The following is a 19,066-nucleotide window of genomic DNA, read 5'->3' on the forward strand; positions in this document are numbered from 1 at the left end:
GGTGGTACCGCGAATATAATCTCTCGTCCCTAAGATAGAACTATTATGTCTTAAGGATGAGGGATTTTTTATTTATATTATTTTATAGAACTTATTAAATTTGTTGACTTTAGAGTTTTAAATTGATTTATAAGGAGGTGAAGAATGTTTTTGAAAGCTAACTCAACAAAAAATAGAGATAAAAAAAGCTAATAGATTATCTAAATAATCTACTAGCAAAACAAAAATAAAATTCTTACTAAATAAATAATTAGACATAAAAAAGCTATATCCTTCTTTTTCTTTATATAACCATAAATAATTCTAAGGCATAATTAATTGAAAAATTTTAGTAATACAGTTAATATGAAAGTTTTATTGAATATTAAATGAAGTGATTCTATAATCAAAATAAATTTAAGGGGTGAAATAGTTTGGAAAAGAAACTTTTATGTCGGGTTGATAGTGGATTAGAAACTTTAATAAGGGTTGTGGGTCTTTTAAAAAGAAAAAGATTTAACGTTAAAGGCGTGAATATGGAGGAAATTAGCAACTCCAGTTTTTCAAACTTGGAAATAGTATTAAAGGATGAATTAAATTTTGGTATAGAGCAAGCGATAAATCAGATGGAAAAGCTTGTAAATGTATATGATGTAAGAGAAGTTAATTAAATAATTAGGAGGAATTAGAAATGGCAAAGATGTACTATAATGAAGATGGAAATTTAGAATTATTAAAGGATAAAAAGGTTGCAGTTATAGGTTTTGGAAGTCAAGGTCACGCTCATGCATTAAATTTAAAGGAAAGTGGTGTAGATGTAGTTGTTGGATTATATAAGGGAAGTAAATCTTGGAGTAAGGCTGAGCATCAGGGATTAGAAGTTTTAGAAGTGGCAGAGGCAGCTAAAAAGAGTGATGTAATTATGATTTTAGTACCAGATGAACATCAGAAAAATGTTTATACTAATCATATTAAGGAAAATCTCAGTGAAGGTGATGCATTGGCCTTTGCCCACGGATTTAATATTCACTTTAGTCAAATAGTGCCGCCAGAATATGTAGATGTATTTATGGTGGCACCAAAGGGCCCAGGACATTTAGTTAGAAGGGTATATGAAGAAGGAAAAGGAGTACCAGCTCTATTAGCTGTTTATCAGGATTATACTGGTAAGGCTAAGGAATTAGGATTGGCCTATGCCAAGGGGATAGGCGCAGCTAGAGCAGGTGTTTTAGAAACAACCTTCAAAGAAGAAACAGAAACAGATTTATTTGGAGAACAATCTGTCTTATGTGGAGGAGTAACGGAGCTTATTAAGGCTGGATTTGATACTTTGGTAGAAGCAGGATATCAGCCAGAAATAGCATACTTTGAATGTTTACATGAAATGAAGCTCATAGTAGATTTACTCTATGAAGGCGGATTTGAAAAGATGAGGTACAGTGTAAGCGATACAGCAGAGTATGGAGACTATATGGTGGGTAAAAGAATTGTTAATAGCGAAACTCGCAGGGAAATGAAAAAGGTACTTGAAGAAATACAAACAGGAGTATTTGCTAAGGAATGGTTATCAGAAAATATGCTAAATAGACCAGTATTCAACTCAATCAAGAAAAAAGAGCTTGAACATCCTATCGTTGAAGTAGGAAAAAATTTAAGAAGCATGATGGAATGGATTAAAGAATAGGGGGACTAATATTGAAAAGCACATCAGTAAAAAGAGGAATAGAAAAGGCCCCCCATAGGTCACTATTTAAAGCTTCAGGGTTAACAAATGAAGAAATAAACAAGCCTTTAATAGGAGTCGTTAATGCCTATAATGAAATAGTACCAGGGCATATTCATTTAAAAAATATTGTTGAAGCTGTAAAGAGGGGTGTATTAATGAGTGGTGGAACTCCCCTTGAGTTTCCAACCATTGCAGTATGCGATGGTATTTCTATGAATCATGAAGGAATGAGATATTCTCTACCTAGTAGAGAACTTATTACAGATAGTATTGAAGTTATGGCAAAGGCCCATGGACTTGATGGTCTGGTGTTAGTTCCAAACTGTGATAAGACTGTTCCAGCAATGCTTATGGCCTGTGCCAGACTAAATATTCCTTCAATAATAGTAAGTGGAGGGCCAATGCTTGCAGGTAAGATTGGAAACAAAAAGATAGATTTAATTACTGTTTTTGAAGGTGTAGGTGCAGTAAAATCCGGTAAAATGACTGAGGAAGAGTTGGCTCAAATTGAGGATAATGCTTGTCCCGGATGTGGATCATGTGCAGGAATGTTTACAGCTAATTCTATGAATTGTATGACAGAGGCCCTAGGAATGGCCCTTCCAGGTAATGGAACTATTCCAGCGGTTTACTCACAGAGATTGAGGCTTGCTAAATATACAGGAATGAAGGTTATGGAGCTTGTTAGAAATAATGTTTTGCCTAGAGATATATTAACAGATAAGGTTTTTGAAAATGCCCTTACTGTAGATATGGCACTAGGATGTTCAACAAATACTGTATTACATTTAACTGCAATTGCAAAGGAAGCAAATGTAGAAATGAATTTAGAAAAGATTAATGAAATAAGTGAGAAAACTCCCAATTTATGTAAATTAAGTCCGGCTGGACCTTATCATATAGAAGATTTATATGAAGCTGGAGGTATAATGGCTGTAATGAACGAGCTGAGAAAGAAAGATCTTTTAAATCTAGATGAGATGACAGCTTCAGGTAAAAGGGTAATGGAATTGATAAATGGATGTGAAAAACTTGGAGATAAAGTAATTGCATCAATTGATAATCCATATAGTGAGACCGGTGGAATAAGGGTACTAAAGGGTAGTCTTGCTCCAGAAGGGGCTGTGGTAAAAAAATCAGCTGTTTCTGAGGAAATGCTAGAAAATAAAGGTAAAGCTAGAGTCTTTGAAAGCGAAGAAGAAGCCGTAGAAGCAATTTTAAATAGTAAAATTAACAAGGGCGAAATAATAGTAATAAGATATGAAGGTCCTAAGGGTGGACCTGGAATGAGGGAAATGTTAACACCAACATCGGCACTGGCTGGTATGGGACTTGATAAGGAAGTTGCACTGATAACTGATGGAAGATTTTCAGGAGGAACAAGGGGAGCAGCTATAGGACATGTATCTCCAGAAGCCGTTGAAGGTGGACCTATTGCTTTAGTTGAAGAGGGAGACATTATTGACATAGATATGACCAAGGGAAGATTGGATTTACTCGTTGATAAGGAAGAAATGAATAAAAGAAGGCAAAGAACTTCAAATAGAAATATGCCGGTATCTAGAGGATATCTTGGAAAATACTCTAGAATGGTTACTTCAGCAAGTAATGGAGCAGCCTATGAGGAATTATAGAAAATAGTGGGAAGAAGGTGAAATTTATGGAGCTTAGTGGAGCGCAAATTGTATTGGAATGTCTAAAAGAGCAAGGTGTTGACACGATATTTGGATATCCAGGTGGAGCAGTTATACCTTTATATGATGCATTATACGATAATTTTGATACTTTTACTCATATTATAAGTGCCCATGAACAGGGGGCAGTTCATGGAGCCGATGGATATGCTCGTTCAAGTGGAAAAGTTGGAGTATGCTTTGCAACCTCTGGGCCAGGTGCAACTAATACTATTACTGGAATAGCCACCGCTTATTTGGATTCGGTTCCACTTGTAGTATTTACTGGTCAGGTTCCAAGAACATTGCTTGGAAAGGATTCCTTTCAGGAGGTAGATATTACAGGAATATCATTACCTATTACAAAGCATAATTATCTTGTAGAAGCTGTAGAGGATTTAGCTGATATTATTCGAGAGGCATTCCTTACTGCTACTACTGGAAGACCTGGACCTGTTCTCATAGATATTCCAAAGGATGTCTTTTTAGATAAAACTTTTTATAAAAAGAAAAATAAATCAGATGAGGACTTTGTCAGAAACAATATAGATGAGGTGCTCCTAAAGAAAGCAGCTGAAACAATTAATAATGCTTTAAAACCAGTTATTTATGCTGGAGGAGGAGTAATTATAGCAGAGGCCTTTGAAAAATTAAAGGAATTTGCTGATAAAGCAAATATACCAGTTGTCAATACATTAATGGGACTGGGAGGTTATCCCAGAAATAGTCATTTATCTTTGGGAATGGTAGGGATGCATGGTTTTAGAGAAGCAAATTTGGCAGTAACCAATAGTGATTTGATAATTGCTGTTGGAGCAAGATTTAGTGACAGGGTTGTTGGAAATGTAAACAAATTTGCTCCACGGGCTCAGGTTATTCATATCGATATAGATAAGACTGAGATAAACAAAAATAAAAAGGCAGACCTATCCATTGTAGGAGATGTGAATCAGATTTTAGAAAACCTGGTTGAAGATGTTGACTTCAAGCATAGAGGTCAATGGCTAAAAGAAATCAACGAATGGAAATCAAAAATAGAATTTAATAACAGAGAATTTATTCCTAAAAATATCATTGAAAAAACTAATGAAATATTGGAAGATGATACTATAGTTGTTACCGATGTTGGACAGCATCAAATGTGGACAGCTCAATATTGGAAGTTTAAAGGCCCAAGGAAATTTTTATCATCCGGGGGATTAGGAACCATGGGGTATGGTCTTGGAGCAGCAATTGGAGCACAAATAGCAAACCCAGATAAAAGAGTTTTACACATTACTGGAGACGGAAGCTTTAGAATGAATTGTAATGAACTAGCCACGGTTTCCAAATATAAATTGCCTACCATAACATTAATATTTAATAATAGAACCCTTGGGATGGTAAGGCAGTGGCAAAAGTTATTTAGAAATCAAAGATACTCTGAAACCGACATCGGAGAAGATGTATGTTTTGTTAAATTAGCACAGGCCTATGGAATTGAAGGTTATAAAGTAGATAATTTATCAAGTTTAATTGAAGTCATAGAGAAAGTATCAAAAACAGGAAAACCAGTTGTTATAGACTGTAAAATAGATAAGGATGAATGTGTTTATCCTATTGTACCTCCTGGTAAACCTATAGATAATTTAATTGAGAAATAGAACACTAAGAAATATTAATTGAGAAAATTGCATAATTTTAATTTACTCAAAGAAAAAAGAATTCCTTTAAATAGAATAGGAATTCTTTTTTCTTGGTAAAAATGGATATTATTTATTCTTCATTTAACATTTATTTAACCTTTGGTTAACAATTCCATAACAAAACGAAAAATAAATAGTGATATCTTATATATGTACTTAAGAATGAAGATGATTTTTAAAGGCGAAGGGAGAATAAAAAATGAAGAAAATTTTATCATTATTACTAGTTGCATTTTTAGCTGTAGGTTTACTTGGAGGATGTGCAGATGGAACTAAGGAAGAAAGTTCAGCAGAGCAAAATAATGAACAAACTAATGACAAAAGTGAAAATAATAGTGGAGAAGATAAATTAGAAGGAACAGTATCAGTAATAGGATCAACTTCAGTAACGCCTGTGGCACAGAATCTGGCTGATACGTTTACAACAATAGAGCCTGGTATAAAAGTTGACATACAGGGAATTGGATCAACAGCGGGAGTTAAGGCGGCAAAAGAAGGTAGTGGAGATATAGGAATGGCGTCACGCAATTTAAAATCCGAAGAAAAAGAGTGGGGTTTAACAGAACATATTATAGCTTATGATGGTATTACAGTAGTGGTACATCCTAGTAACAGTGTGGCAGATCTTACTCAAGAGCAAATCACTAAGATTTTCAAGGGTGAAATAAAAAATTGGAAAGAAGTTGGAGGAGAAGATAAAGAAATACTTGTAGTAAGTCGTGAATCTGGTTCTGGTACTAGAGGTGCCTTTGAAGAAATAATGAATTTACAGGAGAAAAACGCTGAAGGTAAAAAAATAAGTGTAGTTAGAAAAGATGCTTTGATTGCTGAAGGTAATGGTGCTGTTAAAGCCAACGTTGCTAAGAAAGAATATTCAATAGGATATATTTCCTTATCATATTTAGATGAATCAGTAAAAGGATTGAAAGTAGATGGTGTTGAACCTACAATTGAAAATATAAAGTCTGAAGAATATAAAGTGTTTAGACCTTTCCTAATGCTTACAAATGGTGAACCAAGTCCAGCTGCTAAAGCATACCTAGACTTTATTTTCAGTGAAGATGGACAAAAAATAGTTGGTGAAAAATTAATACCTGTAAAATAATTAATCCCCTATTAATATAAAAAACAAGTGCTAGACTCCACAACCACAAGTGGGGTCTCTCTTGATGTTTTTACAGTATATAATATTGAGATCTATAATTTATAAAGTATAAACTTGAATGTTTAAGATAAGATTTATAAATTTGAACCAATTTATGTAATGGAGGTGGTACCAAATGAATATGGATTTTCAGGATAAAGTATCTTCAGAAATTTACAAAGCTAAAATGGAGGAAAATAAAAAGAAAAAAATTTATGAAAAAATAGTCGAAATTTTCTTTTTGTTATGTGCTTGTGCTGCAATAATATCAGTTATAGTTATTACAATATTTATTTTTGCAAAGGGAGGACCAGCAATCTTTAAGATAGGGATATTGGACTTTCTTTTAGGAAAAGAATGGATGCCCAGTGCTGATGTTTATGGTATCTTTCCAATGATAGTTGCATCTATATATGCAACCTTAGGTGCAATTCTTTTAGGAGTACCTATTGGAGTATTAACAGCAGTGTTTTTAGCTGAAATTGCGCCGGATTGGCTTTCAAAATTAGTTCGTCCTGCTGTAGAGCTTTTAGCAGGGATACCTTCAGTAGTTTATGGTTTTTTTGGACTTGTTGTTATAGTTCCAATAATAGATGATGTTTTTGGAGGTGGAGGAAATAGTCTGCTGGCAGCTATAATTATTTTGTCAGTTATGATTTTGCCTACAGTTATTAATATTTCAGAAACATCAATAAGAGCTGTTCCTAGAGAATATAAGGAAGGCTCATTAGCAGTAGGAGCTTCTCATATTCAGACAATATTTAAAGTTGTTTTACCAGCAGCAAAGTCTGGAATATTAACAGCTATAGTTTTGGGGATAGGTAGGGCTATTGGAGAAACTATGGCAGTAATTCTTGTGGCTGGAAATACAACACTTCTTCCCCAATCATTGCTTGATCGTGTACGACCAATGACAGCTAATATAGCAATAGAAATGTCATATGCCTTTGGACTACATCAAGAAGCGCTATTTGCCACAGGAGTAATTTTATTTATCTTTATAATAATATTAAATATATTTCTAAATATTTTTATTCATAAGGCGGGTGAATAATTTGAATACAAGAGCTATAAAAGATAATATAGTTAAATTAATTATATGGGTATCTTCCTTTATAACAGTAGGAATTTTAGTTTGGATACTTGCCTATGTAATCAAAAATGGAATAAGCGAAATAAATATAGAGTATTTAACAACTGCTCCCCATGGCGAAGAAGGCGGTATTTTTCCAATGATTATCAGCACAATATATATAGTATTACTATCTGTTATAATCTCTACACCGATTGGTGTTTGTGCTGCTATTTATTTAGTTGAATATGCTAAACCTGGAAAGATAGTTCGTCTAATAAGATTTGCTACTGAAAGTTTAGCAGGAATACCATCAATTATATTTGGTTTATTCGGGTTTATATTTTTTGTAACCATATTAAAGTTTGGGTTTTCAATTATTGCGGGAGCAATTACCCTTAGTATAATGGTACTTCCTACAATAGTTCGTACTACCGAAGAAGCTTTAAAGTCAGTACCCAATTCCTATAGAGAAGGAAGTTTAGCCTTGGGAACATCGAAGCTTAGAACGATTATTAAGGTTGTACTTCCAAGTGCTATACCAGGAATACTTACAGCTGTAATATTGAGCGTAGGAAGAGTCGTTGGAGAAACAGCAGCTGTTTATTTTACGGCAGGTATGGGAAGGGGAATACCTACGAGCTTTAAGGAATCAGGCATGACACTATCTGTTCATCTTTACGTTTTAGCTAAGGAAGGAATATCTTTCAATAAAGCATATGCCACTGCAACTATTTTGGTTATTATTGTGGCTCTTATAAATTTAAGTGCCAATCGTATTGCTTCTAGATTTAGAAAAACTAATCCATAATGTATAAAGGAGTGTTAACTATGGGGATTAAAAAATTCACTATAAAAGATTTAGATTTATTCTATGGAGATTTTCAGGCTCTTCAAAAAATAAATATGAATATAGATGAGAAAAATGTTACGGCTTTTATAGGTCCATCAGGATGCGGAAAGTCAACATTTCTAAGGACGTTAAATCGTATGAATGACTTAATAGAAGGTGTAACCATCAGGGGAGAAGTAAAGCTTGATGGAAACAATATATATAACAATATTGATGTAATAAAACTTAGAAAGAAAGTTGGAATGGTATTTCAAAAGCCTAATCCATTTCCAATGAGCATATATGATAATATTGCTTATGGTCCTAGAACCCATGGGATTCGAAAAAGAGCTGTATTAGATGAAATAGTAGAAAAGAGCTTAACAGGTGCTGCGCTTTGGGATGAAGTGAAGGACCGTCTGAAAACTAATGCCTTAGGACTTTCTGGAGGTCAGCAGCAGAGACTTTGTATTGCAAGGGCTTTAGCTGTAGAACCTGAAGTACTTTTAATGGATGAACCTACATCTGCACTAGATCCCATTGCCACATCAAAAATAGAAAATCTTATGGAATCTCTTAAGAAAGATTATACTATTGTTATAGTAACTCATTCAATGCAGCAAGCAGCGAGAATATCAGATAATACGGCATTCTTTTTAATGGGAGAATTAGTTGAGTTTGGAGACACAAGTCAAATATTTACAACTCCAGAGGATAAAAGAACCGAGGATTATATTACTGGTAGATTTGGATAAAGAGTCTTTTAGACATGAATTATAGGTTAATACAGAGGTGCAAGGTGGGACTGGGATAGAGCTAAAAGAATGACTAAAAAGACAATAAAGGAGGGTATTAAATTGGTTAGAGAAAGCTTTGAAGCATCAATTCAATCTCTTAAAGAAGATGTTGTAGAGATGATGGAAAGGGTAGAAGATTTACTTGTTAAATCTGTAGATTCTCTTTTAAATAAGGATATTAATTTGGCACGCCAAGTAATAGAGTTAGATGACAGTATTGATGAAATGCAAAATGACATAGAAGAAAAGACTATAGAACTTATTGCCCTACAACAGCCTATGGCTAAAGATTTAAGAATTATTTTTTCTATAGCTAAAATTATTACTGATATAGAAAGAGCAGGAGATTTTTGTGTTAATATTGCAAAGGAAACTATAAAAATAGGTAACGAAGCCCATATAAAACCTTTAGTTGATATACCGAAGATGAGGGAAATAATTTTAGATATGCTTAGGAATTCAAAAATTAGTTTTATTAATGAGAATTCCAAATTAGCATATAGAGTTGGACGAGAAGATGAACTGATAGACAATTTATATAAGGATATATACACAGAAATACTAATGATGATTCACTCTGATTCTAAAAACATAAATCAGGGAACCAAACTTTTATTCGTTGGAAGATACCTAGAAAGAATGGCAGATCATATAACCAATATATGTGAAAGAATTATTTATATAGTAGATGGAGATAATGTTGAAATAAATTAGATAACTACTAGGTGGTTTTTTAGAGCTAGATTGAATTTTAGTTTAAAATTGAGAGCTATGGTCTAATCTTTAAGTATAGCTTCTAGCTAATACATTAGGTCCATAGCTCTTTGGAATTTAGCATAATGAATATCTTACTGTTGTTTATCCATAATAAAGTATTAAGCTATAGTTTCAAAAACTTGTTACTATAAGAATTTCCTCATAAGTGTTTGCAATTATAAATCCTTTGCTAAATCTGCTAAAAGCTGAGTCGTGGAATTGAGTTCTTCTATGGAAGCCACAATTTGTTCAGTTGTTTCAGCTTGAGCTTTTGTAACTGAGCTTGTGCTATCAACAGCTGTTGACATATCATTTACAGAAGATTGAATGGTTTCTAAAGTAGTTTTAATATTCCCTACAGCTTTTTTTGTTTCATTAGACAGATTCCTTATTTCTTCTGCAACCACAGAAAAACCTCTACCGTGTTCACCGGCTCTGGCTGCTTCAATTGCGGCATTTAAGCCAAGCATATTAGTTTGATCAGATATGTTTTTTATGTATTGCAAAATACTATCGGTTTGACTTACTTGTTTTTTTGCTTCATTACCTTTAATAGAAATATTATTAGATGATTCGGCAATTTTATTAGCACCTAATGAAATTTCATCAATACTTGAAGTTATTTCTTCTAATGCAGAAGCAAGATTTTCTGAAAGTTCATTAAGCCTATTTTGTTTTTTAAGACTTCTACCGATGCCAATACTTCCTATGCAATTACCTATATCATCTCTTATTGGAATTGTAATGGCTTTAAATGGTATTCCAAAAACTTCTTTTGAAATTATTCGCACAATTTTTTTATTATTTTTAATACATTCAGACATCACATCTCCCTTTTTTAAAGGAGAACCCTCTTCATCCTTTATATCTAGTTCATAACCGGGGATATATTTCAATATATGCTTAGTATCCGATATAGATATAAAAACATCTTCATCAAATATGTCTTTGAAATATCCTCCAGCATCAATAAAAGAATTAATAATTTTTCTGTTTTTATTTTCCATAAACTCAACTCCTTACCAAGTAAGTACTATTTTTATTATATAATAAAAATTTAAAGGAATCGACATAGTTAGAAAAAATATAAAAACATTACTAAAAATACAAATAAATGTAATAGTGAATTTAAATTGACAATAATTTTTTTTAGCCTTATAACAAATATTAAATTTAATAGGTGTATATTTATATATTGCACATAAATTATTAAATATACTGAATATATCTGAATATATAAGGGTATAAAATAGACAAAATATTTTTAAAATTTTAGCAATTAAGAAGGATGTGTTTATATGATAAAAGAAGTTAAAGTACCTATGAATAGATTAAAAAATAAATGTGATGTAAATTGCTTTAAATTTCATAGTACTGCCGATTTAAAACCTCTTCAAGGTATAATCGGTCAAGAAAGAGCGTCAAATGCATTAGATTTTGGATTATCTGTAAAAAAGAAAGGATATAATATTTTTGTATCTGGACAAAGTGGAACAGGTAGAAATAGCTATGTAAAGTTGATAACAGATGATAAAGCTTCAAAAAAGAATATTCCTGATGATTGGGTATATGTATATAACTTTAAAAACCCTCATAGTCCTTTAGCTTTAAATCTTAAACCTGGACAAGGTAAAAAGCTTGTAAAAGATATGGAAAATTCAATTAAAAACTTAAAGAAAGAAATAGAAAATGCATTTACAAGTAAAGAATATGAAAATATGAAAAATGCTCTTATTCAACGATACCAAAGTGCGTCGGAGAATATGATTAAAGAATTGAATGAAGTGGCTGAAAAATATGATTTTAGATTTGCTCGTACAGACAAAGGATTAGTAAGTATGCCTCTTAAAGAAGGAAGGCATATGAATGAAGAGGATTATACAAAACTTTCCCCAGAAGAATTTGATGAACTGAGGGAAAAAAGTAGCAAGTTAAATTTAGAATCTGTTGAGGTATTTAATAAGCTTAGAGAGCTTGAGGAAAATTATAGAGAAGAGATAAAAAAATTAGATGTTGAAACATCAATTAGCGTTGTGGATTTTCATATAGAAAAATTAAAGGAAAATTTTAATTATAATGATAAATCCATAGAGTATTTTGATATGTTAAAGGAAGATATAATTGAGCATATAGATAAATTTAAAAAGGACAAGGATTCAGTAAGTAATAATCCATTTGCAATGTTTCAAATAAAATCTTCCGAAGCGTTTTTTGATAGATATAATGTAAATCTTTTTATAGATAATAGCGAAAAAAAATGTGCACCTGTAATTGTAGAGTCAAATCCAACTTATTATAATCTAGTAGGCAGTGTTGAATATAAAAATGAAATGGGAGTCATGAAAACGGATTTTACACAAATAAAACCTGGAGCATTGCATGAAGCTAATGGAGGTTATTTAGTATTACAAGCTAAGGATGTACTTTCAAATCCTTTTGCATGGAATGCCCTAAAAAGAGCTTTGGTTACTGATGAAATAAATATTGAGGGATTGGGAAAACAATTGGGATATGTTGTTACTACAACATTAAAGCCACAACCAATTCCCCTTGATCTAAAAATTATATTAATAGGTGATCCATATATTTATTATATGTTATATACATATGATGAACAATTCAAAAAATTGTTCAAAATAATGGCGGATTTTGATATAGAAATGTCTAGAGATGAAGAAAATATTCTTAAAATGGCTCGATTTATAGCTACCCATTGTGAAAAGGAAAATATAAAACATTTTCATCGTGATGCAGTAGGAAGGGTTATAGAATACAGTTCAAGATTAGCTTCAAATCAAATGAAGCTTAGTTCAAGATTTAATCAAATTGTTGAGCTTTTATATGAAGCTGATAGCTGGGCAGAAGTAGACGGAAGTAATATAATAGAAGTTAAACATATTGAAAAAGCAATAGAAGAAAAAGTATTTAGAAATAACAAATATGAAGAAAAAGTACTTGAGATGTTTGAATATGGAGATTATTTACTGGATGTTGATGGAGAAAAAATAGGGGAAATAAATGGTTTAGCTGTTACTGGAACAGGAGAATATAAATTTGGCAAGCCAAGTAAAATAACTGCTTCAACATATAGAGGCAAAGCAGGAATAATTAATATTGAAAGAGAAGCCAAAACCAGTGGAAAGATACATGATAAGGGAGTAATGATAATAAGTGGATATTTAGGTTATAAATATGCCCAGGAAAAACCTCTGGCATTATCGGCTAGTATAGTTTTTGAACAGCTTTATTCCGGTGTTGATGGAGACAGTGCCTCAAGTACAGAGCTCTATGCTATTTTATCAAGTATATCTAAAGTCCCTATTAGACAATATATAGCTGTAACAGGTTCAGTTAATCAAAGAGGAGAAATCCAGCCAATTGGAGGAGTAAATGAAAAGATAGAAGGCTTCTTTAAAGTTTGTAAATTGAAAGGATTAACTGGAAAGCAGGGAGTTATGATTCCCCATCAAAATGTTAAAAATCTTATGCTGAAGGATGAAGTAATTGAGGCAGTTAAAAAAGGAGAGTTCCACATTTATAGCGTAAAGACAATTGATGAAGGAATAGAAATATTAACGGGAGTGCCTGCTGGAGAAAAAGATGAAAATGGAAAATACCCTAAAGGGACTATACATTATATAGTTACTGACATTCTTGAAAAATTAGCAGAAAAAGCAGAAAAGGAAAAATCTAAAGATAATAAAGAAGAAAAATGAAGAATATTACAAAAACTTAAATATAATATTAAATCTTAAAGACAATTATGTCTTTGAGATTTTTTTTATTGGTTTTTCTATTATAATAGAAATGTAGGGAAAATAGTAAAAATATACTAGAAATTATTAAAAAATTTTTGAAGGAAATAAGAGAGATTTATCGAAATAAGAATAAGGTTAGGAGTTGATGTAATGATTGTGCTCAAAAATGTTTCAAAAAGGTATAAAAGTGACGTAATGGCACTTTCAAATATTAATTTAAAAATCGACAAGGGAGAGTTTGTTTTTTTGGTTGGTCCAAGTGGGGCAGGTAAATCTACCCTTGTAAAAATGTTGCTGAAAGAAATAGAGCCTACCCAAGGTAGAATAATAATTGATAATCAGAATATTACGAATATACATAGAAGAAAAGTTCCATATTTACGAAGAAAAATTGGTGTGGTTTTTCAAGATTTTAGATTGCTTCCAAATAATACTGTTTATGAAAATGTGGCCTTTGCTATGGAAATTGTTGAAGCAACTCCTAAGGAAATAAGAAGAAATGTACCGACTATACTAAGCCTTGTGGGACTAAGTAAAAAAGCAAAGAGTTATCCGGAGCAACTTTCAGGTGGTGAGCAGCAAAGAGTATCTATTGCCAGAGCAATAATAAATAATCCTCCAGTACTTATAGCTGATGAACCTACAGGCAACCTGGATCCTGAAACGTCCTGGGAGATTATGAGATTATTAAGACAAATAAATAGAAGAGGAACAACCGTAGTCATGGCTACCCATGCTAAAGATATAGTTGATATGATGCAGCAGAGAGTTATAGCATTAGAAAATGGACTAATAGTAAGGGATGAGAAAAGAGGTGGTTATGGATATGAAGATTAGGACATGGGGATACATGATAAAGGAAGGTTTTAAAAATCTTTGGAGAAATAGGATGATGAGCCTTGCTTCTGTAGGATCAGTTACTGCCACTTTAATGATACTTGGTATGATATTTATATTAATATTTAATATAAATAGTATGGCAAAGGGTGCTCAAGAGCAGGTTAATTCAATTCAAGTATATTTGATGAAGGGTATAAGTGCTGAGCGAATAGAAGAAATAGGTGACGAAATAAATAAAATCCAAGGCCTTAAGAGTGTAGAATTTCATTCAAAACAGCAAGCCCTTGATAGAATGAAAGGACTTTTTGGGGAAAATAAAGGTCTTTTGGAGGGATTAGAAGATAATCCACTTCCTAATTCATATATAGTATATGTAAATAATATTGAAGAAAGTGAAAGGGTTGTAGGTGAAATTGAAGCTATAAGTGATATAGAATCAGTTAAATTTCATAAAGATATAGTTGGTAAGCTTATCAATATAACAAATTTTGTTAAAATTATAGGTTTAGCTGTTATAGTAATTTTAATAGCCATATCAATTTTTATTATAGGTAATACAATAAAATTAACTGTTGCAGCTAGAAGAAGAGAGATAAGTATAATGAAGTATGTAGGGGCTACCAATAGGTTCATAAGATGGCCCTTTTTTATAGAAGGAACCTTTTTAGGATTGATTGGTGGAGCTATTGCTCTTCTAATAGTCTTTTTCGCCTATAAATATCTCTATGGTATAGCAGCAAAAAACTTTTTCGTAATATTAACTGCATATTTAGTACCTGCTCAATATGTACTGGATAATTTATTATTGATATTTATAGTATTAGGAGCAGGAATAGGTGCATTGGGTAGTATAACTTCAATGAAAAAATATTTGAAAGTGTAAAACAAGCCATATAACGAGAGGGGGATATATACAAAAGATGAGTAGAAAGAAAACTTTAGTTGTTTTTGTTTCATTATTTTTAATATTTACAATGGCCTTTGAGGCATTTGCATTTAATACGGATAAAGATAAGCAGAAATTAGATGAGGTAACTAAAGAGAAAGAGGAAGTTACTAAGCAAAAAAAACAAAATGAAAAACAGCAGGGTGATATTACACAAAAAATTCATAAATTAGAAGAAAATATACGTAACCTTGAAGGTGAGATAGCTCAAATAAATAAAGATATTAACGAAACTAAAGGTAGAATAGAAACAACAAAAGGAGAATTAATAAAGGCGGAAGAAAATCTGTCTACTAAGAATGAGACATTTAATTCCAGACTGGAAGTAATGTATAAAAATGGAGATGTAGGTTATATTGAAGTGTTGCTTGGTTCTACAGACTTTGAAGACTTATTGACTAGAATCGATATGGTAAAAAGATTGGTAAAGCACGATACAGATCTTTTAAAATACTTAAAGGAACAAAGGGATCTTATTGAAAACAAGAAAATCACCCTTGAAAATCAAAAATCTCAACTCCTTACCTTAATGAATAATACTAAGAAAAAGCAGGAAGATTTAAGGGTATCAAGGGGAGCGATGCAAAGAGCCAAGAAGGAACTTGAAAAGAATCATGTTGCACTGGAAAAACAAGAAGATGAATTAGCTGATTTAGCTGAACGAATTAAGGAAGTAATTATTAGAAATCAATCCGATGAAAATTATGTTGGAGGGCAAATGACTTGGCCAGCTCCTGGGGTTAGAACAATTACTTCACCATTTGGCTATAGAATACATCCGATTTTAAGAAGGAAAAAACTACATACAGGTATAGACATAGGTATAGGCTATGGAGAGAACATAGTTGCAGCCCAAAGTGGTAAAGTTATGTATGCAGATTGGCAAGGGGGCTATGGTAAGGTTGTAATGATTGACCATGGTGGAGGTATAGTAACCTTATATGCCCACAATTCTAAGTTGTTAGTTAAAGAAGGACAAAGGGTTGAAAGGGGACAAGTTATTTCAAAATGTGGAAGCACAGGAATGTCAACGGGAGCACATTTGCATTTTGAAGTCCGTGAAAATGGCCAATATGTGAATCCAGAAAAATATGTTAAAAGGCCTTAATAGAATCTTAAATAGTAAAGGTTTCTATTCTTATTAAGAAATAGAAGCCTTTATTATTTTTAAAATTTTGTTGAATACCAGTAAAGATGGTATAATGAGTAGTGAAAATTAATAAAATAAAATATCGGGGATATTTAATGAAAAAAACATAGAGGTGAAATTAATGATTAAAAAGAGAACCGCTTTTATAGGTGCAGTGGTTATAATTGTAATTACCGCTTTACTTACAGCATTTGTTTCCAATATGGTTGCAGTTAAGCTTGATAATAAGGTTTATATTTCAAAAAATGAATATGAAAGATTAGTTGGCATCAAGGATAAATTTAGCAAGGCACTTTATCTCAAAAACATTATTAAAGAAAACTACTATGAGCCTGTTGAAGAAGAAATTTTTGAAGATGGAGTCTTAAAAGGGCTATTTGAAGCATTAGAAGATCCTTATTCGGAATATATGACAAAATCAGAATTTGATAGTTTTATGACCCATACCAAAGGATCTTATGGTGGAATAGGAGTTATTGTTACTCCAGGTGCAGATGGATATATAACTGTTGTTTCGCCTATAGAAGATACTCCAGGAGAAAAGGCAGGTATTATTAGTGGAGATAAAATTATTAAAGTTAATGATAAAGAGGTTACAGCTGATGAGCTTGATGAGGCAGTTGCAATAATGAAGGGGAAACCAGGTACCCGTGTAGATATAACTATACTTAGACCAAATAGAAAAGAACCTTTGTCTATTACAATTCAAAGAGAAGAAATAAGACTTAATACCGTTAAATCAAGAGTAATTAATGACAATATTGGGTATTTAAGAATAACAATGTTTGATGATAAAACTGCAGAAGATTTTAAAAAACATTTAAAAGGGTTAGAATCAAAAAATATAAAGGGTCTAATTATTGATCTTAGGAACAATCCTGGTGGATCATTAAAGGAATGTGTTGAAATAGCTGATGAGCTTTTGGGTAAGCAGACTATAGTATATACTAAAGACAGGGCTGGAAATAAGGAATATTTAGATTCAGATGCTAAAAAGATTGATTACCCCTTTACCATATTAGTAAATAAAGGGAGTGCAAGTGCTTCAGAAATTTTAACCGGGGCGGTTAAAGATACAAAATCTGGAGTGATTGTTGGAACTACTACCTTTGGTAAGGGATTAGTTCAGACAGTTAGAGAATTAACAGATGGAACAGGATTTAAGCTTACTATATCTCAATATTATACTCCAAATGGTAATTATATACATGGCAAAGGAATAGAACCTGATATTACTATTGAATTACCTGATGAACTTAAAGAAAAAACAGAAATAACCGATAAGGAAGATATACAATTACAAAAAGCCCTTGAGATTTTAAAGGGTAAAATATAAAAGAGCTATGATTGCCCGGGAAAAGTCTCGGGCTTGGATAGTCTTTGAGGCAGGTGATAACAGTGATGGAGTGGCTAGAACTTATAAGCCTATCCCTACAATCAGTTCTAACTATTATTATAAATCCATTGTTTTGGGTAGTATTATTTCTTATATATTTTCAATATAAAAAAGTAGTTAGAATGGAAGCAAAGCTTCTAGGAAAAGAAAAGGCCACAGCAAGAGAAAGAGTTCTATCATCCTTAGGGGTAGGTATTATTGGTGGTTTGCTAGGGACTGTAGTAGTTTCTGTTTTAGGAGTTGCTATTGAACTTGAAGACTTTAGGTTTATATTGCCCCTTGCAATATTTCTAATGCTAATTAATGTAAGATATCTATGCTTTTCATATGCTGGTGGAATTCTTTCTATTTCAAGTTTAATATTTGGCTTTCCAAAGGTGAATGTATCAAGTATTATAGCCTTAGTTGCAGTGCTGCATCTTATTGAAAGTATATTAATATGGATAGATGGTCATAATAATCCAACTCCCATTTTTATTGAGCATGATAAATATGGTACTGTTGGAGGTTTTACACTGCAAAGATTTTGGCCTATACCTTTTGCAGTTTTGCTGGTGGTATTGAGTAAATTGTCTGGAACAACAGATATAAATTTACCAGATTGGTGGCCATTATTTATTTCCCGCAGTTTAGATGTTGATAATATTACCCTTCAGTTAACTGTTGTTATAGCTGCCCTTGGATATGGAGATATTGCTATAACATCTTCTCCAAGAGAAAAGAGCAAAAAATCCTCCTTAAGACTTGGACTCTATAGCATTATACTCCTTATACTTGCAGGTATATCTTCATATATCTATGCATTTAAATTTATTGCTGCCATATTTACACCTGTTGCCCATGAAGCTTTAATTATTTATAGTCAAAGAGAAGAAAAAAATAGAATGCCTATTTACAAAAAACACCATAGTGGGCTTACTGTACTTGATGTAAAGAAAGATAGTATTGGAGAGAAAATGGGAATAAAGCCTGGATTTGTTATACTTAAAGCAAATAATTATTATATAAATGAAAAAGAAGAATTACTTTATTTATTAAACCAATTTCCTACATATCTTTGGATTGAGGCATTAGATGAAAAGGGCAACAAAATTATATTAGAGCATACAGATTTTTCAAAGGGTATAAACTCTATAGGAACTATAGTTATTCCAAAGAGCTCTAATTTTGTTGTTTCTACTGGTGAAAATGTAAGTATTATTAAAAATTTAGTTAAGAAAATATTTAAGAAAAGATAGAATTATAGAAATTTAAGTAAGGCCTTTAATTTATGCACAATTAAACTCCCAAGAAGCATTAAATATTTTGATGT

16 protein-coding genes and 1 other annotated feature (1 of these 17 running past the window's edge) are annotated in these 19,066 nt (G+C 32.2%); of the genes, 15 read left to right on the plus strand and 1 reads right to left on the minus strand.

Annotated elements, in window-relative coordinates:
- Positions 1-34: a binding site (T-box leader), on the plus strand (it extends 229 nt beyond the left edge of the window).
- Between the two features lie 379 nt (positions 35-413).
- The 9 genes from B5X81_RS05740 to phoU all read left to right on the plus strand — a co-directional run bounded on the left by B5X81_RS05740 (position 414) and on the right by phoU (position 9,622).
- A complete protein-coding gene (locus B5X81_RS05740) occupies positions 414-650 on the plus strand; it encodes an ACT domain-containing protein (RefSeq protein ID WP_079490041.1) in 237 nt (78 codons plus the stop codon).
- Between the two features lie 20 nt (positions 651-670).
- Positions 671-1,663 (plus strand): ketol-acid reductoisomerase, encoded by a 993-nt coding sequence (ilvC, locus tag B5X81_RS05745; RefSeq protein ID WP_079490043.1) that lies wholly within the window; start codon positions 671-673, stop codon positions 1,661-1,663.
- 11 nt (positions 1,664-1,674) lie between these two features.
- Complete coding sequence (gene ilvD, locus B5X81_RS05750) at positions 1,675-3,339, plus strand: dihydroxy-acid dehydratase (RefSeq protein WP_079490044.1); 1,665 nt, start codon at positions 1,675-1,677, stop codon at positions 3,337-3,339.
- Positions 3,340-3,365: 26 nt separating this feature from the next.
- Positions 3,366-5,021 carry a biosynthetic-type acetolactate synthase large subunit gene (ilvB, locus tag B5X81_RS05755; protein WP_079490046.1) on the plus strand — a complete coding sequence of 552 codons (1,656 nt, stop codon included), beginning with the start codon at positions 3,366-3,368 and terminating at the stop codon, positions 5,019-5,021.
- Positions 5,022-5,262: 241 nt separating this feature from the next.
- Entirely contained in the window at positions 5,263-6,168 is a 906-nt protein-coding gene (locus B5X81_RS05760; RefSeq protein WP_079490047.1) for a phosphate ABC transporter substrate-binding protein, read from the plus strand.
- A 181-nt stretch (positions 6,169-6,349) separates the two neighbouring features.
- Positions 6,350-7,261: a phosphate ABC transporter permease subunit PstC gene (pstC, locus tag B5X81_RS05765; protein WP_208984997.1), complete on the plus strand. Its 912-nt coding sequence runs from the start codon at positions 6,350-6,352 to the stop codon at positions 7,259-7,261.
- Positions 7,254-8,090, plus strand: coding sequence for a phosphate ABC transporter permease PstA (gene pstA, locus B5X81_RS05770; protein ID WP_408606780.1), 837 nt, complete (start codon positions 7,254-7,256; stop codon positions 8,088-8,090). Before pstC ends, pstA begins: the two co-directional genes overlap by 8 nt.
- Positions 8,091-8,110: 20 nt before the next feature.
- Positions 8,111-8,866 (plus strand): phosphate ABC transporter ATP-binding protein PstB, encoded by a 756-nt coding sequence (pstB, locus tag B5X81_RS05775; RefSeq protein WP_079490052.1) that lies wholly within the window; start codon positions 8,111-8,113, stop codon positions 8,864-8,866.
- A gap of 69 nt (positions 8,867-8,935) precedes the next feature.
- Positions 8,936-9,622: a phosphate signaling complex protein PhoU gene (gene phoU / locus B5X81_RS05780; RefSeq protein WP_079490053.1), complete on the plus strand. Its 687-nt coding sequence runs from the start codon at positions 8,936-8,938 to the stop codon at positions 9,620-9,622.
- Between the two features lie 218 nt (positions 9,623-9,840).
- On the opposite strand, the gene B5X81_RS05785 is transcribed toward phoU, so the two are convergent.
- Positions 9,841-10,671 carry a methyl-accepting chemotaxis protein gene (locus tag B5X81_RS05785; protein ID WP_079490055.1) on the minus strand — a complete coding sequence of 277 codons (831 nt, stop codon included), beginning with the start codon at positions 10,669-10,671 and terminating at the stop codon, positions 9,841-9,843.
- A 291-nt stretch (positions 10,672-10,962) separates the two neighbouring features.
- On the opposite strand from B5X81_RS05785, the gene B5X81_RS05790 reads away from it, so the two are divergent.
- The 6 genes from B5X81_RS05790 (at position 10,963) to B5X81_RS05815 (ending at position 18,992) form a co-directional block, all read left to right on the plus strand.
- On the plus strand, positions 10,963-13,380 hold the full coding sequence (locus B5X81_RS05790) for a Lon protease family protein (protein WP_079490056.1): 2,418 nt from the start codon (positions 10,963-10,965) through the stop codon (positions 13,378-13,380).
- Positions 13,381-13,572: 192 nt separating this feature from the next.
- Complete coding sequence (gene ftsE, locus B5X81_RS05795; protein ID WP_079490058.1) at positions 13,573-14,259, plus strand: cell division ATP-binding protein FtsE; 687 nt, start codon at positions 13,573-13,575, stop codon at positions 14,257-14,259.
- Positions 14,249-15,145 carry a permease-like cell division protein FtsX gene (gene ftsX, locus B5X81_RS05800; protein ID WP_079490059.1) on the plus strand — a complete coding sequence of 299 codons (897 nt, stop codon included), beginning with the start codon at positions 14,249-14,251 and terminating at the stop codon, positions 15,143-15,145. Before ftsE ends, ftsX begins: the two co-directional genes overlap by 11 nt.
- Positions 15,146-15,182: 37 nt before the next feature.
- Positions 15,183-16,316: a murein hydrolase activator EnvC family protein gene (locus tag B5X81_RS05805; protein WP_079490061.1), complete on the plus strand. Its 1,134-nt coding sequence runs from the start codon at positions 15,183-15,185 to the stop codon at positions 16,314-16,316.
- Between the two features lie 163 nt (positions 16,317-16,479).
- Positions 16,480-17,694 carry a S41 family peptidase gene (locus tag B5X81_RS05810; RefSeq protein WP_079490062.1) on the plus strand — a complete coding sequence of 405 codons (1,215 nt, stop codon included), beginning with the start codon at positions 16,480-16,482 and terminating at the stop codon, positions 17,692-17,694.
- 65 nt (positions 17,695-17,759) lie between these two features.
- On the plus strand, positions 17,760-18,992 hold the full coding sequence (locus B5X81_RS05815; RefSeq protein WP_079490064.1) for a PDZ domain-containing protein: 1,233 nt from the start codon (positions 17,760-17,762) through the stop codon (positions 18,990-18,992).
- Positions 18,993-19,066: the final 74 nt, after the last annotated feature.

Source organism: Maledivibacter halophilus, assembly GCF_900167445.1.
Lineage (GTDB): Bacteria > Bacillota > Clostridia > Peptostreptococcales > Caminicellaceae > Maledivibacter > Maledivibacter halophilus.